Below are 15,916 nucleotides of genomic sequence, written 5' to 3'. Positions count from 1 at the left end.
CTAGAGAGATTTACCCATCTCAACTATTCGCTTACGTCGTCGCTTACTAATGAACAAGAAGACGATCGCCACTACTGGAGCTGCAATTGCAGCAACAATCTCAGGATGAATGGCAAGACCAGCCTCTTTGCCGCCTTTAGCGACATAGGCTAATAGACTAACCGCATAGTAAGTCAACACCAGAACCGATAAGCTCTCTACCGTCTCTTGCAAACGTAGTTGCAAACGAGCTCGCTGATCCATGCTAGCAAGCAATTTCTGTGTCTGCTCCTCATTTACAAATTCAATGCGAGTCCTCAAAGTTTGAGTTGTTCTCGAGATACGGTCAGATAGTTCTTTTAATCTACGCTGAGTCCAAATACAGGTGCCCATCGCAGGCTGAAAACGCCGATCCATAAACTCTGATAAAGACTGCACGCCGGGAATCGGAGACTCTGCTAACTCGTACAAGTTTTTACTGAGCAATTGACTGTATGCCTCGGAGGCAGTAAATCGCAATCCATAGCCTGAAATCCACTGCTCGGCTCTTGAGGCTAAATGTGAAAGCTCACCTAAAAACTGTCCATCCTTTTCAGTATGGATACCAGGCTCAGTTTGGAGCTGAGAAATACTCTTAGAAAGATCTGCCAATTCCGACTCTGCGCTTCTGAGTGGCATAGAGAGACTCTTTGCTACTGGGAATGCGATCATGGCTGCCATACGATAGGTTTCCGCCTCAGCAAGGGCTCGCGCTATGCGACCAGCCTGTCGCGAACCTAAGATATCGTGCGGAATAAAGTAAGAGATGAAGCCATCTTCATTCAAACTTAAATCCGTCCATAGCTGAGCCTTCTTGCTCAACAAAATGTAGCTTCCCAATACGGTATTTCCACCAAAAATAGCGGAGACCTCTTGAGCCTCAGAAAACAAAGGGCGATGCTCAAATGCAAGATCTAAGGCAGAAATTCTTTCTCCACCCGCCTCAACAATGATTGGGCAGCCTAGGTCCTGAAATAATTTATCCAAACTCTTTTCAAGAGCAAGGCGAGACTGCAATAGAGGTCCAGTAATTTTGACGGGGTTATGCACAATGGCCGCGATGGTTGCAAACTCTCCGTGCAATTCCCACTTGATCAGCACCCTCTGTGGCTCAGGAGCTAGGGTCAACATTTTGAAAGAGTGGTCCCGCTCATCCTTAGGCGCACCTAATGCAGCGCTTAGCTTTTGAATCCATTCAATTTGAGTTTTGCGAGAACTCGCATCAAGCAGAAAAGATTGGGATAGCACTCTTTCGTTTGGCCACAGCGCAATTGGGGGGCGTGCATGGACCTCATCGTGCAACTGTCTTCTATCGGGGTGATCATAAGGTCTCATAGATTTCTTTGATGGCTGAAATTCAAGTTAGTTAAATACTACTCTCATCCCCTTGTAGCTGGTATGGCTGCACACCCCTATTAAGGCAATTCCGGACGTAGTCAATGCTAGTACGTAAGGCGTAATAATCACCCGACATGCTTTTCGAAACCTTCAACTGAAGAGCTTGATACTCTAAAAGATCTAATTTCTTCAGGTATTCATCTTTTGTATCTGGCTTGAAATTGATCGTTAACTCTTGCTCATACGTCTTGAGAACACCATACATCTGGTCGATCTTTCGGCGCATACGCTTATTGCGATATCCAGGCAAGGTCAGCAATACTGGATATGCCAAAGCACAAAATGGCAGCAGTACAAATATCAAACGATTTACTAACTCAGCCAACCAAAATGGCAAATAGGTCATCAGCAATGGTGAGCCATTTTTTTCATAATGCAAAGCCACAGGACTCTCAGATAGACCGGTATGTTTAAACGAGGGGAATTCACCATGGCTCGAAAAGAACGTGGATTTTCCGTTGATCTCGCGTGCAGCCTCTAGGAATAAAAACTGCAAAGCTGGATGCATTCTGTCATCAATAAGTAAATTGGTAGTTGAGGCCATTAATTTAATGTCCCTAGATGGGAAATTGCGCTCTAAACTAAATCCACCAGTTGGAACGCTGAGAATTTGCATATAAGGATACAAACGCGAATATGCCTCTGCTCTGGGGAATGCAGATAAATGCAAGCTAGGATCTTTTAAGAGAGTCTGTACGTTAGGAGCTTCATAGGCATCCACAATAAATGCAGCATCAATCTCCCCTTTTTGCAAAGCTTCAACTGATTTTGATCCCGAGAGATATAGAAAGTTGACGCCCTCTTCAAATCCATTCACCTTCAGAATTTGCATTGCTTGCGCATGTGTGCCACTACCTTTTTCGCCCACCGAAATTCTGGAGCTCAGAAAGTAATGTGATCGCGCTTTCACCTCCATATAGTTAGTCGTGTCCACCTTAGGACCTCGATAGAACAACCAGATCGGGTCATAAGAAATGGTACCTAGCGATTGCACTCCTTTAACGGAGTGGGGATTAAATGCACCCGCTTGCACAAAAGCTGCTTGCACCGGATCTTTACGATCAACTAAATGAGCTATATTTTCTTCGGCACCTTTGGTCGGAAGCAGTTCAAGGGTAATGCCTTTTTTCTCAAAAAAAGCTGCGTATTTCTTACCCAATACATCGTAGGATCCACCGGGCTGACCAGTTGCCATAATCACATGCCTCGGTGGTGGCGGGTCTGCATAAAGCCAAATTGCAATTAATCCTAAAAATAGGACCGCTAAGATGGGCCATGCCTCAGCCAAGAATTGAGTGAAATCGTTCCACTTTTCTTGGGCAGTCTCATAGATACCTAAATAGGTTTCTTTAATGTCTTGTTTGATACTTCCCATGGAAGGCCAATCAGCAAATATGTCAAAAGCTAATGATAATAGGCTTATTCGCTTTCTTAAAAGGAGCCAAGATGTTAGCCCTCAGAAAATCCCAAGAACGTGGCTATGCAGACCATGGATGGCTTAAAAGCTTTCATTCCTTCTCTTTTGCTGGCTACCATGACCCTCAATTTATGGGCTGGGGCAATTTAAGAGTAATTAACGAGGATCGAGTAGCGGCAGGTATGGGTTTTGGTAAGCATAGCCACCGCAATATGGAAATCATCAGCTATGTTTTATCTGGTGAATTAGCTCACGAAGACAGCATGGGGAACGTGAAGGGGATACCACCTGGCGATGTTCAACGCATGAGTGCCGGAACTGGGGTTACTCACAGTGAATTCAATCACGCTAAAGATCAGACTACCCACTTCCTGCAAATTTGGATTCAACCAAATATCATGGAAATTCAGCCAAGTTACGAGCAAAAATCTATCCCTATCTCGGACAAGCAAGGCAAGCTTTGCTTAATAGCATCCCCTGATGGCGAGGATAACGCGGTCAAAATTCATGCTGATGCCAAAATATATGCAGGCTTATTTGATGGATCCGAATCTCACAAATTAGAGCTCGATACAAAACGTAAAGCCTACGCTCACCTTGTGAAAGGTTCTTTAGAGGTCAATGGCATATCCCTTTCTACTGGTGACGCACTATTGATAGAAAACGAGAGTAGTCTAATCATCAGCAATGGCAAAGATGCTGAAGTCATTATCTTTGACCTGAGTCATTAAAAATTCGGCGTTTGAGTCTTACGATAAGCACATAAACGACAACCCAAAATAAACAAAGAAATTCCATGATTGAAATCTCAGAGAAGCGCCTAATCGGCCCTATTATTCGACTCCATCCCAATGACAATATTGTGGTGGCGCGGGTAGATGTGGCAATTGGTGAAGCAGTCCCAAGTGAGAATTTCACGAGCCGCAGTCAAGTGCCAGCAGGCTACAAAATTGCAGCCAAAAAAATTCTCAAGGGCGAAGCTATTCTGAAATACAACGTGACCGTAGGATTCGCTAATACCGATATTGAGCCTGGCACGATGGTTCATAGTCATAACACGGAGTTTCGTGAATTCGATCGCGACTACGCCTATGCTAGCGAATACAAACCCACTACCCTCTTACCAGAATCTGAACGTGCGACTTTTCAAGGTTACGTGCGCGCCAATGGCAAAGTAGGTACACGCAATTTCATTGGCATTCTATCTACTGTGAATTGCTCCGCAACTGTAGTGAACAAAATTGCAGCGTGGTTTACCCCTGAACGCCTGAAAGATTTTCCCAATATCGATGGGGTGGTTGCATTTAGTCATGGTATTGGTTGTGGAATGGAGATGAGTGGCGAGCCAATGCAGCTGCTGCGCCGAACCATGGCTGGATACGCGCAGCATCCTAACCTGGCTGCCGCCCTAATTATTGGCTTGGGTTGTGAGCGAAATCAACTCAAGGGATTAATGGAGCAAGAAGCCCTGCAAGAAAATTCCACTTTGCACACTTTCATCATGCAAGAAACTGGTGGAACACGCAAAACGATTGAAGCCGGAATTGAGGCTGTAAAAGCCCTTCTCCCGGAAGCCAATAAAGTGAAAAGGCAAACTGTCTCTGCAAGCCACCTTTGCGTTGGTTTGCAATGTGGTGGCTCGGATGGCTTCTCCTCGATTACTGCTAACCCAGCTTTAGGCGCTGCGATTGATATTTTGTCGCGTCATGGTGGCACCGGCATTCTCTCTGAAACACCAGAGATTTATGGTGTTGAACACACGCTTACTCGCCGAGCAGCAAGCAAGGCTATTGGTGAGAAATTAATTCAACGTATTCGCTGGTGGAAGGATGAATATTCTGTCGGTCGTGATGTTCAGATCAATGGACAAGTCAGCCCTGGGAATCAAATCGGTGGCCTAGCTAATATCTTTGAAAAATCACTTGGTTCATCCATGAAAGGTGGAACGGGACCGTTAATGGAAGTGTATCGGTATGCAGAGCCAGTTACGGCTAAAGGTTTTGTGTTTATGGATACACCTGGTTTTGATCCAGTGTCAGCAACAGGTCAAATTGCTGGCGGTGCAAACTTGATTGCATTTACCACAGGGCGTGGCTCCATGTTTGGATCAAAGCCAGCACCTTGCATCAAACTTGCCACCAATACACCGATGTATGAGCGGCTTACCGAAGACATGGACATTAATTGCGGTGAGATCTTAGATGGTACGGTTTCAGTTCAGGAGATGGGGCAGCGGATTTTTGAACTCTTTCTCAGAACGGCCTCTGGTGAAGCCTCTAAAAGTGAATTGCTAGGGCTTGGAGATTATGAATTCGTACCATGGCAAGTCGGGGTCATGAGCTAAGCCCAGATACTGGAGCAGGTTGATTCTAGGCGGGCTTAATGCCCGCTTTTTCTTTACTCAAAAAGAGCCCGAAAATTTAGCCGAGGGATTGTAGAATGAAGCTTATTGATTCAATCAGGACTTCATTAGGATTATGAAATTCAGGGACTACTACGAAACACTCGGTGTAGCACGTGGTGCAACCGAAGCAGAAATTAAAGCAGCTTATCGCAAGCTAGCACGCAAATATCACCCAGATGTGAATAAAGAAGCTGGCGCGGAAGAGCAGTTTAAAGCTGTCGGCGAAGCCTACTCCGTACTGAAAGACACCGAGAAGCGTGCGGCATACGATCGTATGGGCGCCAATTGGAAAAATGGCCAAGATTTCACACCTCCACCTAACTGGAATGAGGGCTTTGAATATTCCGACGGTAACTTTGGTGGTGGCCATGGTGGATTTGGTGGCGGCTACGAGGGTGATCAAAGTGAATTCTTTGAATCTCTTTTTGGCAGGGGTCGCCATACTCAAGGCGGTCGAGGTGGTAACCCCCGTCAGGGCATGAACTTTAAAGGCCAAGATCATCATGCCAAAATCCTGATTGATCTTGCCGATGCCTATAACGGCGCAAAACGTACCATTTCGCTGCATATGCCTGCGCAAGATGCTAATGGTCATGTCAGCACACAGGAACGCAAACTTGATGTCAGCATTCCCAAGGGCATCAAGGCTGGACAGAATTTACGCTTAGCTGGGCAAGGCGGTCCAGGTATGGGTACAGGCGGAGCAGGTGACTTGTACCTTGAGATTGATTTTCATGCAAACCCTATTTACCGTGTCGACGGAAAAGATGTTTACCTGGATTTACCTTTAGCACCATGGGAAGCTGCACTAGGTACTACCGTCAACATCCCTACTCCTGCAGGCTCCACTCTGGAATTAAAGATTCCAGCTGGCACAGCAACAGGTCGCAAGATGAGACTCAAAGAAAAGGGTATTCCCAGCAAAGAAGCTGGTGACTTGTACGTTGTGCCAAATATTGTTTTGCCTAGCGCCGAAACCGATGCCCAAAAAGAAGCTTATCAATCACTAGAGAAAGCTTTTGATTTCAACCCCAGAACTCACCTGAAGGGATGATAAACATGACACAAACAAAAATCACCTGGATTGAAGGTAGTCTTGTTGAAGAAGAGGTACACATGAGCATTGTGGAAATTTCACAAGCCACGCGTGCGCCAGAGGATCTCATCATGTCATGGGTAACAGAAGGAGTCTTGAGTCCTACTGGTTCATCCCCTGAAGACTGGCGTTTTAGTGGGGAATCTCTAAAGCGTGCAAAGACTGCTGCTCGTTTAACTCATGATCTGGAACTCAATACGCCTGGAGTTGCTTTAGCACTTGATCTTCTGGAAGAAATTAGTCGCCTGCGCAATCAGCTGCTTCGTGAAAATCTAGGATAAAAGTTCATGACCACATTGCCTTGTATTGAAATTGAAACCGCCCCCAATCCCAGTGCTTCCGTCATTTGGCTGCACGGACTAGGAGCTGATGGCAATGACTTTGTACCCATCATTCCGCAACTCAATCTGTCTGAGTGCCCTGCCATACGCTTTGTTTTTCCAAGTGCACCCTCTATAGCAGTCACCGTCAATGGCGGTTACGTTATGCCAGCGTGGTATGACATTACCGAAAGAGATATTAATGCCCGCGAAGATATTGCCGGCATTCACAAGTCCGCAACAGCTATTGCGGAGCTAATTGAACGAGAAGCAAGCCGTGGTATTACCTATAACAAAATTGTTTTAGCTGGCTTCTCACAGGGCTGTGCCATGTCTTTACATGTCGGCCTACGCTTTCCACACGCACTGGCAGGCATCATGGCACTATCAGGCTACCTACCCCTAGCAAAATCACTTGCAGTCGAGAGAAGTGACGCAAATAGCAAAACACCGATTTTTATGGCGCATGGTGTTTGGGATGCTGTGATCGTTCCAGAACGTGCTGAAGCTTCAGCTGATGTCCTAGAAAAATTAGGCTATCAGGTGGACTGGAATACCTACCCTATGGAACACTCTCTTCACCCAGATGAGCTGGTAGATATCTCCAGGTTTTTGACTATGGTGCTGAGCAAGTCATAAGCTAAGCAGATCAAATTAAGATTCTGAACGACTTAAGAGCAATTCCCAGCGTTGTAACTTGATATCTAGATCTGCAGTAATTTCGGATAAACGCGCTTGCATACTTGCGGCTAATTCAGGTTCGTTTTTATAAAGATCGGGGTTGCTCATCGCAATACCAATATCCGCTTGTTCTGTCTCAAGCGTCTCAATCTGTAAAGGTAATGCCTCTAGCTCCAACCGTTCTTTACCATTGAGCTTGCTCACGCCACCCTTTACAGCAGTAGGTTTTGATTCAACTTTTACCTCTGGCTTTACATCAGATCTTTCAACGGCTTTAGCGCCGCCATTGGCTGCACGGATCTTATCTGAGCGGGCTTTCTGGATCTTCCAGTCTTCGTAACCACCTTCATACTCACGCCAAAATCCATCACCTTCATTAGCGATGATGCTAGTCACGACGTTATCCAAGAAATAACGATCATGGCTGACCAAGAACACCGTACCTTTGTAGTCTTGGAGTAATTGTTCGAGTAAATCCAGAGTGTCGATATCCAAGTCATTGGTTGGTTCATCCAAAACCAAGACGTTTGCAGGACGGGCAAATAAGCGTGCCAACAATAAGCGGTTACGCTCTCCACCGGACAAAGTACTTACTGGTGAATTAGTGCGCTCCGGTGCGAATAAGAAATCACTCAAATAACTCTTGACGTGCTTCTTATTGCCATTGATTTCAATCCACTCGCTGCCTGGACTGATGTAGTCCTCAAGTGAAGCATTGAGATCTAAGCCTTCGCGCATCTGGTCAAAGTAGGCTACTTCAATGCGAGTGCCCATGGTTGCCGTTCCAGAATCCGGCGCGATCGTTCCCAGTATTAATTTGAGAAGCGTAGTTTTGCCAGCACCATTAGGACCAAGTAGCCCAACTTTATCGCCACGCAAAATGGTTGCCGTGAAATCTTTCACAATCGGGCGATCGTAAGACTTAGAAACATTCTGAAGATCCGCAACGATCTTGCCGCTTCTATCTCCCGCGGAAACTGCAAGCTTGACTTGCCCAACCGCATCACGTCTTTGTGAGCGAGTAGTTCGCAGTGCTTCTAAGCGCGCAATACGCGCAACACTACGCGTACGCCTTGCTTCAACCCCCTTGCGAATCCAGACCTCTTCTTGGGCGAGTAATTTATCCGCGCGCGCATTAGCCAAAGATTCGGAATTCATCTCCTGATCTTTTAATACTTCGTAAGCAGAGAAATTTCCTGGGTAGGTGCGCAAGATTCCACGGTCAAGCTCTACAATTTGCGTGCAAACGTTATCCAAGAAGGCACGATCATGGGTAATCAGAATTACGGAGCCTTTGTACTCTTTAAGTAAATCCTCTAACCAAGAAATCGAATCTAAATCAAGATGGTTGGTAGGCTCATCCAATAGCAATACATCCGGCATCTCCACAAGAGCGCGAGCTAAGGCAACACGCTTCTTCGTTCCACCCGATAAGGTATTAATCTTGACATCAGCTTCTAAATGCAAGCGATCCAATGTTTCATGAACGCGCTGCTCCCAGTTCCAGCCGCTTAAGGCCTCTAATTGGGATTGCACTTCATCAAGGCGATGGTGAGCAGCATCGTCCCACTCTCCTACGCTCAGGGCTTCATACTCTTCGCGCAGCGCCTTGGCCTGAGCTACACCCTTGGATACGGCATCAAAGACGGTTTCTTCAGCCTCAAATATTGGCTCTTGAGGAACATAGGCAATGCGGAGGCCTTGCTGATATTGCAGCAAACCATCATCCATTTTTTCTATGCCAGCCAAGATCTTCAATAAAGAAGATTTGCCAGTGCCATTGCGGCCAATTAAGCCAACACGCTCCCCAGATTCCAGTGAGAAAGCAGTATTTGCGAGGAGGTCAACGTGGCCAAAAGCCAGTTTTGCATCAGTGAGTACGATTAAAGCCATGGCGACATTATCGTCACTTCAAGCAAAGTGGTGATATTTCCAATAAACATGGGATTGAGAAGTAGAATTTAAGCAGGCAATACACCCAAATAAAGAGATAAATGACCTGTAAGCTCAGCCCTGGCGCACCACGACTTATCCTCTTTGCAGGCCATGCGGGTACTGGTAAAACTACTTTAGCTAAAAAGGCTCTACCTTTAATAGTGGAAAAGACCGGTGAGGACTTTTTCTTTTTAGATAAAGATACAGTCTATGGCGCCTATAGCGCCCATGTCATGGAGCTCACTACCAATAATCCGAATGATCGCGATAGCCCCTTCTATCTTCAGAATCTCAGGGATTGGGAATACGCAGGTCTCATCGCCATCGCCAAAGAAAACCTCCAGCTTGGCGTCAATGTCATCCTAGTAGGTCCATTCTCAAGTGAAATCCAAAGTGGTCGGATGTTCAATCCCGAGGAGCTTGGAGTACCCAGTGTATCTAGCATCAAAATCGCCTGGATAGATCTCGATGAAAGCGAAGCAAAGCGTCGTATGGAAAAGCGCGCAGACCCTCGAGATGAATACAAACTCAAGCACTGGGATCAATACACCAAACGCAGAGTTAATCCTCCAGAGCATATTGCAATACAGCGCTTTGATAATTTATATTTTGATGAAGTCAAATTTGAGAAGTTGATTGAACACTTGATTCAATAATGAGTAAACAAAAAAATAGAGCCCCTTAAGGGCTCTATCTCAAGAACTAAGAACTGAATTCTTAGAACTTGTAAGTTACGCCAACAGCTGGCATCCAAGGATTCAAAGTCAACTTACCACCATTAGCTCCAGTGGCTGTAGTTGTAACATTAGTAGACATAGTGGCATATTTCAAGTCGACGTTTAGACCCCAATTTTTATCAAACATATAGTCCATACCAACCTGACCAACAGCACCAAAGCTTGAGTTATCGACTGAGTAGGCACCATTGCCCAAGTTGTTACGACTACTAAAGATTGTGTAATTAACGCCAGCACCAACATAAGGCTTAAATGCACCAAAATCCGTGAAATGATATTGGAGAAGTAAAGATGGAGGAAGCGCCTTAATGGTGCCGAGCTTGTCGCCACCAGCATCGATCTGAATGGTCTGTGGATAAGTTAACACTAGTTCTGCAGCAATATTTTTAGTGAAAAAATAGGAAATATCCAACTCAGGAATAACTTGGTCCTTTGCTTTTACATTGGCACCTTGGACTACGCTACCGGACTGGCCATTACTCCAAAGTAAATCCACTGCACGCACACGAACCATCCATGGGTTCTCGCTTGAGGATTGAGCTTGAGCGGCGATTGGAGCCAATGAAGCTACTGCTGCCATAGCGGCTACTAGAGTTTTAATGCGCATGATGTACCCCTTTTCTGTTATCAATTCGATGGATCTATTTTCAAATTGAAGATGGGCTTGCAATTTGATGCAAATCAAATTCAAAGACTGCAGAAATTAATTTTTGGTTTTAAACCAACACTATTTTGATGAGTTTTTGATGTAGATCAAATGAGTACAGATTCTCACTCAATTTCGCTTAAAGCACTTTTGAGTAAGTGCCTTTAGCTTGAGATTCCCTAAGATGGCGATCGAAGGTCATTGCCACACGTCGAGCCAGGAGTCGGCCCTTGATAGGTACGACCATCTTCGAACCCTGCCACTCCAGTAGACCAGCCTGTTCTAGATGCTTGAGCTCTTCAATCTCTATCTTGAAGTAACTTGGGAAGTTGATTTCGTGAGACTGGCCAAATAAATCAGTATCCAGTGCAAATTGACACATTAACTCGCCAATTAATTCACGACGCAGTAAATCATCCTTGTCTAATTGCAGACCCCGGAGTGTGGGCAGATGGCCATCATCGATTGCCGAGTAATACTCATCTAAGGTGCGAACATTTTGCGAGTAACAATCATCCACCTTACCAATCGACGAAATTCCAAAAGCCAAGAGATCACATTCGGCTTGCGTGGAATAGCCTTGAAAATTGCGATGTAGCTTACCCTCTTTTTGCGCTATCGCCAATTCATCATCTGGCTTGGCAAAGTGATCCATGCCAATAAAAACATAACCCGCTTCACCCAATCTTTCGATCGTGTTTGACAAAATATCTAGCTTATCAGCAGCTCCAGGCAAATCTGCCTCAGCAATTCTGCGCTGGGGTTTAAAAATATGGGGCAAGTGCGCATAGTTATAGACAGATAGACGGTCAGGACTCATCTTGAGAACCGCATCGACCGTTTCTTTGAAGGTCTCTGGTGTCTGCTTTGGTAAGCCATAGATCAAATCAACGCTTCTAGATTTGAATCCGTACTTCCTAGACCAATCTATTACCGCTTGAGTTTCCTCAATAGTTTGGACGCGATGCACCGCTTGCTGTACTTCGAGGTTGAAATCTTGCACACCAAGACTGATGCGGTTAAAGCCCAATTCAGCAAGTAAAGCAATATCTGATTCAGCAACCCGTCGTGGATCGATCTCTATTGAGTATTCGCCACCAGGAAGTAGATCAAAATGTTCACGCGTATGGTGCATCAACTCAATCATCTCTTCGTGAGATAAAAATGTTGGTGTACCCCCACCCCAATGCAACTGGGTTACTGGTATTTTTTTCTGCACACCCATTGCAACGCAAACCATTGCCATCTCTTTAGCCAAATACTTGATGTATTTAGCGCTGCGACCGTGATCCTTAGTGATGATTTTGTTGCAGCCGCAGTAATAACAAATATTGGGACAAAACGGTAAATGGAAATACAGTGATAGTGGCTCATCGGCCTGGGCTACACGTTGTAATGCCCCCAAATAATCAGCCTCACTGAACTCATTATGAAAGCGATCGGCACTAGGGTATGAGGTGTAGCGTGGTCCATTGATATCAAACTTCTGTAGCAACTCTGGATGAAAAAGTACTTCTTTTTCATTTTGCTTAAATTCAGAAGCTACAGAGCTCATCAAAAATTTGCTTATGGAATTATTCAGAAAGATAGTCAAGGGCGACTGCTTCTGCCACTTTAATCCCATCAACCCCTGCTGACAAGATTCCGCCGGCATAACCAGCACCCTCACCTGCGGGATAAAGCCCTTTGATATTCAGACTCTGAAAGTTTGATCCTCGCGTAATACGCAATGGGGAGGAAGTGCGAGTCTCAATGCCGGTCAATACCGCATCCTTCATTGAGAAACCTTTAATCTGCTTTTCAAAGGCAGGGATTGCCTCCCGGATTGCCTCAATCGCATAAGCAGGTAAAGCATCAGCCAGGTCTGTCAGATGAACCCCAGGTTTATAAGAGGGCATTACAGAACCAAAGTCTGTAGAGGCCTTACCAGCGAGGAAGTCACCCACCAATTGTCCTGGGGCCTCGTAGGTAGAGCCACCTAACTCATATGCCTTCGACTCCAAAGCCCTCTGAAACTCAATACCTGCTAGTGGACCGCCAGGATAATCTTCCGGGGTAATGCCAACAACAATTCCTGCATTGGCATTACGCTCATTACGGGAGTACTGACTCATTCCATTAGTCACAACACGATTAGGCTCAGAGGTAGCAGCAACTACCGTTCCACCTGGGCACATACAAAAGCTATAGACTGCACGACCATTTTTGGCGTGGTGCACCAATTTGTAATCTGCTGCTCCAATGAGCTCATTGCCAGCATGTGGACCTAAGCGTGCCTTGTCAATCAAGGATTGCGGATGCTCAATGCGAAAACCTACCGAAAACGGTTTAGCTTCCATATAGACACCGGCTGCATGGAGTGCCTCGAAGGTATCGCGAGCACTATGCCCAAGGGCTAGCACTACATGATTGGCAGGTAAATCTGGGTGGCCCTCAATTTTGACTCCAGCAATGTGCTCATTCTGAATATCAAAGCCAATCACCTTTTGCGAGAAACGAATCTCTCCGCCAAGCTCGATAATTTCTTGGCGCATTCTTTCGACGACACCAACCAATCGAAAGGTCCCAATATGTGGCTTTGCTACATAACGAATTTCTTCTGGGGCGCCTGCTTTAATAAATTCAGCAATAACCTTGCGTCCATAAAATTTTGGATCTTTAATTTGGCTATAGAGTTTGCCGTCAGAAAATGTACCTGCCCCACCCTCACCAAACTGCACATTCGATTCTGGATTGAGGACATTCTTACGCCATAAGCCCCAAGTATCTTGAGTGCGCTCTCTCACTGGTTTGCCGCGCTCTAATACGATAGGTTTAAAGCCCATCTGCGCCAATACCAATGCAGCAAAAATCCCACAGGGGCCAAACCCGATAACAACAGGACGTACAAAGTTTGCGCCCTTCAGTTGTGAAGCATTAGCAACAAAGTGATAACTTGTATCTGGGGATAGCCTTACGTGAACATCGTTTGCAAATCGTTTAAGCAATTTTTCTTCGTTCTTTACCGATAAATCAACGGTATAGATGAATGCAAGGGCGACATTTTTTCTGGCATCGTAGCTTCGTTTGAATACATCAAACTGAACCAGGTCCTGGGCTTGGATATTCAAGCGCTTCAAGATCGCCTCCTCCAATGCCTCGGGGGCATGGCTAATCGGCAAGCGAAGTTCGGTAATACGGATCATGGGACTCTACGATACACAGTAAATCAGGGTAATTTTCTAAATAATACTGGGAGATCTGGCTCATCCCCCTTAAAAGGCGATAATGCGCCATGGCTCTACGCGCAACTATCCACAAAGCCGACCTCCACGTCGCAGACTCTGACCGCCACTATTACGGCAGTCACTCCCTCACCATCGCAAAGCATCCCTCCGAAACCGAGGAGCGGATGATGGTACGCATCATTGCTTTTGCCCTGCAAGCTCAGGAAGATCTGGCTTTCACTAAAGGCTTAAGCGATACCGATGAACCCGACCTCTGGGTTAAGGATCTCACGGATGCTATTAAGCTATGGATTGAAGTGGGTCAACCCGATGAACGTCGCATCCTCAAAGCTTGCGGTCGATCAGATCAAGTCATCGTCTATTGCTATGGTGGACATACCAGCAAAATCTGGTGGGATGGGATTGCGAATAAATTAACTCGTGCCCGTAACCTTCAGGTGATCTCTATTCCTGCGGAGCAGGCCAATGAACTTAACAAGCTAGTCGAGCGCAGTATGGTTCTGCATGTCAATATTCAAGATGGCGAGGCTTACGTTTCTTCAGATATGGGCCAAGTAACTATCACCCCAGAAATCTGGCGCAATCAAGAGCAATGAAGCCGGTAGTTTTAGACACCAATATCTTGTTAGATATTTTTGTCTTTAATGACGCAAGGGCCGCCAATCTCAAGCAAGCGATTCTGAATGGGAGCATTTCTGCAATTGCGAGTCAAAAAACTTTACTGGAGTTTGCGGATGTCATTTCCCGACCTCTTTTTAAGCTTGATGAATTCACCCAAGCGGACGTATTGGCCCAATGGCAATCTCTTGCAAAGCAGCATGATGATGCAAGTCTAGCCCCTGCTCCTTGGAAATGCCAAGATCCCGACGATCAGATCTTCTTAGATCTATCCTATCAATTGAGGCCAGCGATACTTATTAGCAAAGACAATGCAGTTCTGAAGATCGCGAGTCGAGCTGCTCAAGAAAATATTCTGATTACCGCTGACTACAACGCCTTTAAGCCCGAGAGCTAAAGCGCAACCCCTTAGCCGCTTCAGCAGCAATCTCAAATGATCTCAAGCGGGCTTGATGATCATAGATTTGACCTGTGATGATAATTTCATTTGCACCAGTTTGGTCAAGCCAATACTGCATCTCCTTTCTTACTGTTTCCAAGGATCCAACAGCAGAGCAACGCAAGGCATGATCGGCAGTAGTTTTTTCATGAGGCTCGCAGAAATCATATAAATCATCAATCGGTGGCGGCAATTGTCCGCGCGTATTACGACGCATGCGAATTACGTTTTGTTGCAAGGTGGTAAAGAGGTATGCAGCCTCTTCATCAGTATCCGCTGCGACTACATTCATCACAAATGCACTGTACGGCTTAGCCAGCTTATCGGATGACTTAAATAACTCTCGATAGGTAGTCATTGCATCTAGCAATTGCTCCGGTGCAAAATGAGACGCAAAGGCATATGGCAAGCCAAAATGAGCAGCTAGTTGAGCGCCATACAAACTGGAGCCCAATATCCAAATTGGTACTTCGGTGCCTGCCCCCGGAATAGCCTTTACTGATTGCCCCTCTTGAATAGGACCGAAGTAATGTTGTAACTCTCGAACATCCTGTGGGAAGCGATCATCACTTCCTAGTAAATCTCGACGCAAAGCTCTGGCTGTCATTTGATCAGTTCCAGGTGCACGCCCTAAGCCCAATTCGATTCTTCCAGGGTAGATCGACGCTAAGGTGCCAAATTGCTCCGCAATAACTAATGGGGCATGGTTTGGCAACATCACGCCACCAGAGCCGACCCGAATAGTTTTGGTGCCGCCAGCAATATAGCCAACCAAGACTGCGGTGGCAGAGCTAGCATTGCCAGTCATATTGTGGTGCTCCGCCACCCAATAGCGGGTATATCCCAAAGCCTCTGCATGCTGGGCAACATCCAAGGAGTTACGCAAGGCATCCGCAGCGGTAAATCCCTGAGGAATTGGAGATATATCTAGAATGGAGTACGGGACAGAATTTGTCATTCATAGATCATACTGAGAAAGC

The 15,916-nt window shown here is 45.8% G+C and carries 15 protein-coding genes; 8 read left to right on the top strand and 7 right to left on the bottom strand.

Going from position 1 to position 15,916, the window contains the following annotated elements:
* Positions 1 to 1,353: a DUF3422 domain-containing protein gene (locus GQ359_RS03215; RefSeq protein ID WP_215387515.1), complete on the bottom strand. Its 1,353-nt coding sequence runs from the start codon at positions 1,351 to 1,353 to the stop codon at positions 1 to 3.
* Between the two features lie 31 nt (positions 1,354 to 1,384).
* Positions 1,385 to 2,791, bottom strand: a complete 1,407-nt coding sequence (locus GQ359_RS03210; protein ID WP_215387513.1) for a TAXI family TRAP transporter solute-binding subunit — start codon at positions 2,789 to 2,791, stop codon at positions 1,385 to 1,387.
* Between the two features lie 71 nt (positions 2,792 to 2,862).
* Between GQ359_RS03210 and GQ359_RS03205 the strand changes: the two genes are divergently transcribed.
* The 5 genes from GQ359_RS03205 to GQ359_RS03185 all read left to right on the top strand — a co-directional run bounded on the left by GQ359_RS03205 (position 2,863) and on the right by GQ359_RS03185 (position 7,292).
* Positions 2,863 to 3,564: a pirin family protein gene (locus GQ359_RS03205; protein ID WP_215387511.1), complete on the top strand. Its 702-nt coding sequence runs from the start codon at positions 2,863 to 2,865 to the stop codon at positions 3,562 to 3,564.
* A gap of 65 nt (positions 3,565 to 3,629) precedes the next feature.
* Entirely contained in the window at positions 3,630 to 5,177 is a 1,548-nt protein-coding gene (locus tag GQ359_RS03200) for a UxaA family hydrolase (protein WP_215387509.1), read from the top strand.
* A 133-nt stretch (positions 5,178 to 5,310) separates the two neighbouring features.
* On the top strand, positions 5,311 to 6,291 hold the full coding sequence (locus tag GQ359_RS03195) for a DnaJ C-terminal domain-containing protein (RefSeq protein ID WP_215303095.1): 981 nt from the start codon (positions 5,311 to 5,313) through the stop codon (positions 6,289 to 6,291).
* Positions 6,292 to 6,296: 5 nt separating this feature from the next.
* Entirely contained in the window at positions 6,297 to 6,614 is a 318-nt protein-coding gene (locus GQ359_RS03190; RefSeq protein WP_215387507.1) for a chaperone modulator CbpM, read from the top strand.
* A 6-nt stretch (positions 6,615 to 6,620) separates the two neighbouring features.
* Positions 6,621 to 7,292 (top strand): alpha/beta hydrolase, encoded by a 672-nt coding sequence (locus GQ359_RS03185; RefSeq protein WP_215387505.1) that lies wholly within the window; start codon positions 6,621 to 6,623, stop codon positions 7,290 to 7,292.
* Between the two features lie 15 nt (positions 7,293 to 7,307).
* On the opposite strand, the gene GQ359_RS03180 is transcribed toward GQ359_RS03185, so the two are convergent.
* Positions 7,308 to 9,227: an ATP-binding cassette domain-containing protein gene (locus GQ359_RS03180; RefSeq protein WP_215387504.1), complete on the bottom strand. Its 1,920-nt coding sequence runs from the start codon at positions 9,225 to 9,227 to the stop codon at positions 7,308 to 7,310.
* 101 nt (positions 9,228 to 9,328) lie between these two features.
* On the opposite strand from GQ359_RS03180, the gene GQ359_RS03175 reads away from it, so the two are divergent.
* Entirely contained in the window at positions 9,329 to 9,925 is a 597-nt protein-coding gene (locus tag GQ359_RS03175) for an ATP-binding protein (protein WP_215387502.1), read from the top strand.
* A 61-nt stretch (positions 9,926 to 9,986) separates the two neighbouring features.
* Here the strand turns inward: GQ359_RS03175 and GQ359_RS03170 are convergent, their stop codons facing one another.
* The 3 genes from GQ359_RS03170 to GQ359_RS03160 all read right to left on the bottom strand — a co-directional run bounded on the left by GQ359_RS03170 (position 9,987) and on the right by GQ359_RS03160 (position 13,837).
* The gene (locus tag GQ359_RS03170; protein WP_215387500.1) at positions 9,987 to 10,613 is read right to left on the bottom strand and encodes an OmpW family protein; all 627 of its coding nucleotides are present in this window, start codon (positions 10,611 to 10,613) and stop codon (positions 9,987 to 9,989) included.
* 178 nt (positions 10,614 to 10,791) lie between these two features.
* On the bottom strand, positions 10,792 to 12,207 hold the full coding sequence (gene hemN / locus GQ359_RS03165) for an oxygen-independent coproporphyrinogen III oxidase (protein ID WP_215387499.1): 1,416 nt from the start codon (positions 12,205 to 12,207) through the stop codon (positions 10,792 to 10,794).
* 19 nt (positions 12,208 to 12,226) lie between these two features.
* Positions 12,227 to 13,837: an NAD(P)/FAD-dependent oxidoreductase gene (locus GQ359_RS03160; protein ID WP_215387497.1), complete on the bottom strand. Its 1,611-nt coding sequence runs from the start codon at positions 13,835 to 13,837 to the stop codon at positions 12,227 to 12,229.
* A gap of 89 nt (positions 13,838 to 13,926) precedes the next feature.
* Here GQ359_RS03160 and GQ359_RS03155 point away from each other — a divergent pair, with 89 nt between their 5' ends.
* Complete coding sequence (locus tag GQ359_RS03155; protein WP_215303081.1) at positions 13,927 to 14,475, top strand: YaeQ family protein; 549 nt, start codon at positions 13,927 to 13,929, stop codon at positions 14,473 to 14,475.
* Positions 14,472 to 14,894, top strand: coding sequence for a putative toxin-antitoxin system toxin component, PIN family (locus GQ359_RS03150; protein WP_215387495.1), 423 nt, complete (start codon positions 14,472 to 14,474; stop codon positions 14,892 to 14,894). The genes GQ359_RS03155 and GQ359_RS03150 overlap by 4 nt, the downstream gene beginning before the upstream one ends.
* On the opposite strand, the gene GQ359_RS03145 is transcribed toward GQ359_RS03150, so the two are convergent.
* Complete coding sequence (locus tag GQ359_RS03145) at positions 14,878 to 15,894, bottom strand: LLM class flavin-dependent oxidoreductase (protein ID WP_215387494.1); 1,017 nt, start codon at positions 15,892 to 15,894, stop codon at positions 14,878 to 14,880. The two genes, GQ359_RS03150 and GQ359_RS03145, sit on opposite strands and share 17 nt — an antisense overlap.
* Positions 15,895 to 15,916 lie beyond the last annotated feature (22 nt).

Source organism: Polynucleobacter sp. AM-7D1 (assembly GCF_018688455.1).
Taxonomy (GTDB): domain Bacteria; phylum Pseudomonadota; class Gammaproteobacteria; order Burkholderiales; family Burkholderiaceae; genus Polynucleobacter.
The sequence above is the reverse complement of the archived record's forward strand: the minus strand, read 5'-3'. Positions and strand labels throughout refer to the sequence as shown.